The organism is Paenarthrobacter sp. CM16, from assembly GCF_013179505.1.
Classification (GTDB): domain Bacteria; phylum Actinomycetota; class Actinomycetes; order Actinomycetales; family Micrococcaceae; genus Arthrobacter.
Genome location: NZ_JABMCX010000256.1, coordinates 1 through 6,676, shown reverse-complemented (window position 1 = coordinate 6,676; position 6,676 = coordinate 1). Strand labels below are relative to the sequence as shown.

Here is a 6,676-nt window from a genome sequence, read left to right as displayed (position 1 = left end):
AATGCCGCCGCGAATGATTTCCGCGGAGTAGGCGGCCTGGTTCAGCGTCAGGCCCAGGACTGCGGCGGCGAACTGGCTGATGAGCGTGGTGGTCTGGGCTTCGAAAAAGCGGACGTCCGTGAAGGGGATGCCCAAGCTGATTTTCTCGTACAGGTAGCCCAGGTTGTACCAGAGCAGGAGCTGGACCAGCAGCGGCGTGGAGCGGAAAATCCAGGAGAACGTCCAGGACACCGAGACCAGCAGCGGTGAGGCGGACAGGCGCATCAGGGCCAGGATGAAACCGAGGACAAAGCCAAGGACCCCGGAGATGGCTGTGAGCTTGAGGGTCTCGATGAGTCCGTTGACCACCGACTGGGCCGTGAACCATTCGGCCACCACTCCCCACTCCCAGCGGGGGTTGGTGACCAGGGACCAAGCAATGGCTGCGACGCCGGCGGCCACCAGGACGGTGCCCACCCAACGCCACGGGTGGCGGGCAGGGACCAGTTGATAGCCGGAGTAGTCCGGGGTGGGCGGTGACGTTTCCGCCGTGGCAGGCGGTGCGATTGCACTCATGCGCCACCTCATTTCAGATCGGTTGTTCTCTATCGGATGGCTGTCAATCTATGGGCGCGTGAAACCCGGCAGCAAGGCGGGAATTTGTACTTCTTCACTGGACTTCGCAGGGCTTCTCAGAGGTTCGCAGGGCGTCACAATCCTCGTCATCAGGAGCCATATGAGTCCCTTCTTTGCGCGTCTTAACGCGACGTGACGCGTGGTGAACGGCGGTTACCGCCGCCTCGACCGGCACACCTCAACGTCCCTAGATTGGGCATCACCAACCGCTGCTTTTCAGGAGATCCCATGCCGTCACGAGTACCCGCCATCGCCTTCATCGGCGGCGGCCCGCGCACGGCCGGCGTCCTTGAACGGCTCGCAGCCAACCGTCCGGAGTTGTTCGCCGGACCGTTGGAGATCCACGTCATCGAACCCCATGAACCCGGCTCCGGGAGGATCTGGCGCTATGACCAGGATCCCGGGCTGCTGCTGAACTCAACGGCCGCGGACGTCACCATGTTCACGGATGCCTCAGTAGCTTGCGACGGGCCTTCGGTTGAGGGACCCGGGCTCTCCGCCTGGGCGGCAGGAGTACTCGATGGCAGCATCCGGGACGTTCCCGCGTTCGAGCCGCACCTGCTCGCACAACTCCGCTCGCTGACCCCCGATTCCTTTCCCACCCGGCAACTGCAGAGCAAGTACCTTGAGTGGTTCTTCCGCCGGGCCGTGTCCTCGTTGGGCCCCGACATCACCGTGACGGTGCATCGCGATACCGCCACAGGCGTCGGGCGTTCCTTGGACGGTGGCGCTTCAGCTGGCACCGCCTCTTCTGGCGCTGCCTCTTCTGACGCTGCCTCTTCTGACGCTGCCGGCAGGCACGACGACGCCACGCACCGCGTGCGGCTCGCTTCGGGCGCCGAGGTGGTTGCCGACGTCGTGGTTTACGCCTTGGGCCACACCGATTCCCTGCCGGATCCCGAATCCGCCAGGCTCAGTGAGTTCGCCGCCCGGCACGGCGGGTTCCATGCGCCGCCGTCGTACACCACAGACGTTGACTACTCGGCGATTGAAGCCGGGCAGGACGTCATTGTCTCCGGCATGGGCCTGGCGTTCGTGGACTTGGTGGTCCTGCTGTTTGAGGGCCGTGGCGGCCGCTTTGACGAAGGGCCCGACGGCGAACTCCACTATGTGCCCTCCGGCGCCGAACCGCGGGTCTGGGCCGGGTCCCGACGCGGTGTGCCGTACCACTCCAAGATCTCCTCAACGCTGCGCGGTGAACCGATTGCCAAGCCGCGGTACTTCACTTCCTCCGCAATCGAGACCCTGCTCGCCACGCACCAGGAGCTCGATTTCCGCGAGCATCTGTGGCCTTTGATCGCCAAAGACGCCGGCTACGCCTATTACCGTGAGCTGTTCACGGGTTACCCGGAGCGGGTGCTGGGGACCTGGAGCAGCTTTGAGTCCAGGTTCGACGCCGTCGATTGGTACAGCGCCGGACGCGAAGAACTGGTGGCCTTCTCCGTTCCGGATCCCGCACTGCGCCTGGACCTCGAAAAGCTGGACCATCCCCTGAGCGGTTGCGCCTTCGCCGATCATGACTCGGTCCAGCGTTCCGTGGCAGCCTACATCCAGCGCGATCTTGACCTGCGGACCAGTCCCGACCATTCCGAGACCCTGGCCCTGTTCACGGCGTTGTTGTTCGTGTACATGGACCTGGGCCGTTTGGTCCCGCAAGAACGGCTCAACGCCCGCTCCCAGCAGACCATCCATGGTTGGTGGCACGGCTTCTTCAGTTTCGTGGACTCAGGGCCGCCGTCCCACCGGTTGCGTGAGATGCTCGCACTGCATAAGGCCGGGTTCCTGAAATTCCTGGGCCCCGGCATGTGGGTGCGCGCCGATGACGCCATGGGCAGGTTCGTGGCCGGGACGTTCCAGTCGCCGGTAGTGGTGGATGCATCAGCGTACGTTGAGGCGCGGCTGCCGTCCGCCTCCGTGGAACGTTCCGCGAATCCCGCCTTGGCTGACCTGCACCAGGCCGGGTGGGGAACCGAACAACGGTTGCTCACCTCCGAGGGCGCCCACTCCACGGGTAAACTCCTGGTTTCCGGGAATCACCGCATCGTTTCCCCTGTTGGTACTCACCGGAAGGGTATGTTCGCGGTGGGTCCGTGGACGTCGGGCTGGGGTGCGGGAGCGTTCGCCCGGCCCAACACCAACGCGGCGCCCTTCCGGGAAAACGACGCCTTGGCGCGGAGGATCCTGTCCACCGTGGCTGCCGCCCGCCCAACTGAGTCGCAGTTAACGCCGTTATGAGCGCTCAAAACGGCATTAACTGCTACTTACTTGGGTTCCACCTACGAAAGGCCTGACATGACCACAACGCCAACCCTGCCGACGTCGGGCCTTAACGTCCTTAGGCTGCCCATGCGCGATCCCCGTGTCCGTCCGCTCCTGGACGAGCTCGCCGTCGAATACAACACCCGCTACGGGGACCTGTTCAGCAGCGAAGGGGCCGCGGAGGAATTGAACCGCTACCCGGCCGAGGAGTTCGAGGCCCCGCACGGTGCGCTGGTCATCATCCAGGAGAACGGCGAGTCCGTGGCAGGCGGCGCGTTCCGCCGTTACGACGAACACACGGCCGAGCTCAAACGGATTTGGACGCATTCGGCCCACCGGCGCCGCGGCCTGGCGCGCCTGGTCCTGACGGAACTGGAAAATGAAGCCCGACGCCGGGGCTACCGGAAGCTCTACCTCACCACCGGGCCACGCCAGCCGGAGGCAAAAAACCTCTACCTCGCCACCGGCTACAAGGCGCTGTTCGACCTCGCGGCAGACCCCGAGGAAATCAAGCATTTGGCCTTCAGCAAGGATCTTGCCGCGCACAGCTAAGCTATGCGCATGGCCAACAAAACCACTGCAACAACTGCCGAAAAACTCGCCACCATCCAGCAGGGCTACACCTTGGAGGGTGCCACCATCGAGCTGGGTGCCGCGATTGTTGACGGCGAAATCCATAAAGAGGCCCAAGTCCGCTTGCCGCTGGCCATGATGAACCGGCACGGGCTGGTGGCCGGCGCTACGGGCACCGGCAAGACGGTCACGCTGCACATGATTGCCGAGCAATTGTCGACGGCGGGCGTCCCGGTTTTCCTCGCGGACATCAAAGGTGATCTGTCAGGATTGGCGACGCCGGCCACCGGCAGTGAGAAGCTGACGGCCCGCACCTCGGCGTTGGGGCAGGACTGGCAGGCCAAGAACTTCCCGGTGGAGTTCCTCTCACTCGGCGGAGATGGCCACGGCATTCCCGTCCGGGCCACCATTACCTCGTTCGGGCCCATCCTGCTCTCCCGCATCATGGACCTCAACGACACCCAGGAATCCAGCCTCCAGTTGATCTTCCACTTCGCGGATAAGAACAACCTGGAGCTGATCGACCTCAAGGACCTCCGCGCCGTCATCCAATTCCTCACCTCGGATGAAGGCAAGGCCGAGTTGGCCAACCTTGGCGGGTTGTCCAAAGCCACCGCAGGCGTCATCCTGCGGGAGCTGGTTGGCTTGGAAGCACAAGGCATGGAGAAGTTCTTCGGCGAACCGGAATTCGACACCGCAGAGCTCCTCCGCACAGCACCGGACGGCCGCGGTGTCATCAGCTGCCTGGAACTCCCCACGCTGCAGACCAAGCCCTTGCTGTTCTCCACGTTCCTCATGTGGCTCCTGGCCGACCTGTTCGAAGACCTGCCCGAAGCCGGGGACTTGGACAAACCCAAGCTCGTGTTTTTCCTTGATGAGGCACACCTGCTCTTCAACGGTGCCTCCAAGGCCTTCCTGGAAGCCATCACGACCACCGTCCGTCTCATCCGTTCAAAAGGCGTTGGCATCTTCTTCGTCACCCAGACACCCAAGGACGTTCCGGCCGACGTCCTCGGCCAACTGGCCAACCGTGTGCAGCACGCGCTCCGGGCTTTCACCCCGGAGGATGCCAAGGCGTTGAAAGCCACGGTGTCCACGTTCCCCGTCAGCGATTACGACCTCGAAGAGACACTCACTTCCGCCGGCATCGGCGAGGCCGTCATTACCGTGATGAACGAGAAAGGCGCACCCACGCCCGTTGCCTTGACCCGGCTCCGCGCTCCGGAATCTGTGATGGGCCCCAGCACAGAGGACCTCATTCGCAGTACGGTTGCGGCGTCCTCACTGTTGGTCAAGTACGGCACCGCCGTGGACAACCTCTCCGCCTACGAGAAACTCAATGGCCAAGCAGCCGCGCCCACCGGGGACGCTGCGCCGGGATTGCCTCCGGTGCCGACGTCTACGTCCTTGCCTTCCGGGGGTTCCGGGGGTTCACAGGCCGACATCGATGCCGAAGCCCGCCGGATCGAGGAAGAGATCCTGGGCCGTCCCAGCTCGCGGTCCTCCGCCCCTGAGTCGTACCCAAGCCTGCCCGCGCCTCCCGCTCCGGCACCGCAGCAACAGTCCCCCCAAGACGGAATGTTTGGCGACATTGCCGGCGCCCTCGGCGGTGCTCTGGGCGGCGGGCTCAAGAGCATGGTCCGGTCCATGGGGACGCAACTGGGCCGCGACCTCATGCGCGGCGTGTTCGGGACGTCCTCACGGCGTCGCCGCTAGTTCAGGCTTGCTTCCCTAAGAGTTCGGGCTTGCTTCCCTAAGCACGACGCCGGGCGGCAGCGATGGTTGCTGCCGCCCGGCGTCGTGCCTTCTCCAATCGGTGGACATTCGCCGTAACGTGGCCTTCCTGCACAGTGATCGCTGCCGTGGCAGGTAACGTAAAGGGCGTGCAGTTGAGTCAAGCATTCGTCAAGACCGCAGCCGGATGGCTGCTCGGTCTGATGCTTGCTGCCGCCGGGGCCATCGTCTGCATCAACCTGGTGAGCTCGTCAGTGGCCAGCCCCCAACAACCCGTCAAAGAGTATCTGGCGGCGTTGCAGAAGGGCGAAGGCGAAGAGGCCTTGGGTCTCTTGCGGGCCAAGGTGCCCAGCTCGAATGCTGCCATGTTGGACGGCACAGCCCTGCAGACTGCCGCTTCCAAATTATCCGACGTCAAGGTTGGCAACCCGGAATCACGGGGCAACAACCGGGTAGCAGTGCCGGTCGATTACACCCTGGATGGCAGCAGACTCACCACCGAGTTCCTGATGGAGCGGACCGGGACGCAGTGGCTGTTCTTCGCCAAGTGGGCGTTTGTGCCCACCACCTTGCCCACCATTGAAGTGACAGTGGTCAACGCCAGCGAAGCCACCCTCAATGGGGTTCCGGTCAACATGCCCAACGGCCGCAACACGTTCGCCGTCTTCTTCCCCGGCAAGTATGAGGCCAGCCTGAACGGGACCTTCTTCGAAGCACCGCCCACCTCCGCCCTAGTATCAACGCGCGACGGCGGCCAGGCGCCCCTGAACCTGCAGACGCGGTCCACCAAGTCCATGAACGAAGCCGTCGCCGGCAAAGTCCGGGAGTTCCTGGACAACTGCGCCGCCCAAGCCACCGAACAGCAGCGGCTCCAGCCCGATTGCCCGTTCTACCACGCCAGCAATGCCCGTGTAGTGGATGGAACCATCAAGTGGGCCATCACCGAGTACCCCAAGATCACCATCGAACCCTTCGGCGGCAAGTGGGTGGTGGCTCCCCTCAATGGCAAGGCCACCCTGACCGCCCGGGAAATCAACCTGTTCAGCGGGTACGTCAACGATCTCAACGTGGAGCACGATTTCAGCTTCACCACCCAACTGGACGTCGGCGGCGACACCGTGACGGTCACCCCGATGCTGACGTTCTAGGCCGCCCGCCCGGCCCTTCCCGTCTGTAGGGCTTAGTCCATGCCCCGCAGGTCCAGCACCAGCTCGGATTCACCGTCGGCCTGCAGGACCACGGGAATACCCCAGTCCTGCTGGTAGAGGTGGCACGCTGCGTGGTCCGGGATTTCGCCGTCCTCAGTTTCGGGGCCATCACAGGCAGCGGCGCGGGCCGTGATGTGAAGGATGCCCTCGGGAACGTCGGCAGAAAGTTCAAGGGTCCGCAGCAAGCCCACTGACGTGCCGCCACCGGAGACCAGCAGCTCCGGCGGAGTGGAAGAAATCTTCAGCTGCGTGGGGTCGCCCCAACGATCGTCCAGCTTCTGGCCGGT

The 6,676-nt window shown here is 64.0% G+C and carries 5 protein-coding genes and 1 pseudogene; 4 read left to right on the top strand and 2 right to left on the bottom strand.

Annotated features, from left to right (window positions below; genetic code table 11):
• A partial coding sequence (locus HP499_RS18685; RefSeq protein ID WP_172325671.1) for an ABC transporter permease subunit occupies positions 1–555 on the bottom strand: 555 nt, incomplete at its 3' end.
• 288 nt (positions 556–843) lie between these two features.
• On the opposite strand from HP499_RS18685, the gene HP499_RS18680 reads away from it, so the two are divergent.
• The 4 genes from HP499_RS18680 to HP499_RS18665 all read left to right on the top strand — a co-directional run bounded on the left by HP499_RS18680 (position 844) and on the right by HP499_RS18665 (position 6,329).
• On the top strand, positions 844–2,850 hold the full coding sequence (locus HP499_RS18680; RefSeq protein ID WP_172325670.1) for an FAD/NAD(P)-binding domain-containing protein: 2,007 nt from the start codon (positions 844–846) through the stop codon (positions 2,848–2,850).
• Between the two features lie 57 nt (positions 2,851–2,907).
• Positions 2,908–3,426: a GNAT family N-acetyltransferase gene (locus HP499_RS18675; RefSeq protein ID WP_172325669.1), complete on the top strand. Its 519-nt coding sequence runs from the start codon at positions 2,908–2,910 to the stop codon at positions 3,424–3,426.
• 3 nt (positions 3,427–3,429) lie between these two features.
• Positions 3,430–5,163 carry a helicase HerA-like domain-containing protein gene (locus HP499_RS18670; protein WP_172325668.1) on the top strand — a complete coding sequence of 578 codons (1,734 nt, stop codon included), beginning with the start codon at positions 3,430–3,432 and terminating at the stop codon, positions 5,161–5,163.
• A gap of 137 nt (positions 5,164–5,300) precedes the next feature.
• Positions 5,301–6,329, top strand: a complete 1,029-nt coding sequence (locus tag HP499_RS18665; protein ID WP_172325672.1) for a hypothetical protein — start codon at positions 5,301–5,303, stop codon at positions 6,327–6,329.
• A gap of 32 nt (positions 6,330–6,361) precedes the next feature.
• Here the strand turns inward: HP499_RS18665 and HP499_RS18660 are convergent.
• Positions 6,362–6,676 (bottom strand): annotated as a pseudogene (locus HP499_RS18660) (hypothetical protein); the annotation flags it as partial.

What these genes read in the sequence shown, in the direction of transcription:
- HP499_RS18680 (WP_172325670.1), top strand. Translation starts at nt 844, where the DNA reads ATGCCGTCACGAGTACCCGCCATCGCCTTCATCGGCGGCGGCCCGCGC.
- HP499_RS18675 (WP_172325669.1), top strand. Translation starts at nt 2,908, where the DNA reads ATGACCACAACGCCAACCCTGCCGACGTCGGGCCTTAACGTCCTTAGG.
- HP499_RS18670 (WP_172325668.1), top strand. Translation starts at nt 3,430, where the DNA reads ATGCGCATGGCCAACAAAACCACTGCAACAACTGCCGAAAAACTCGCC.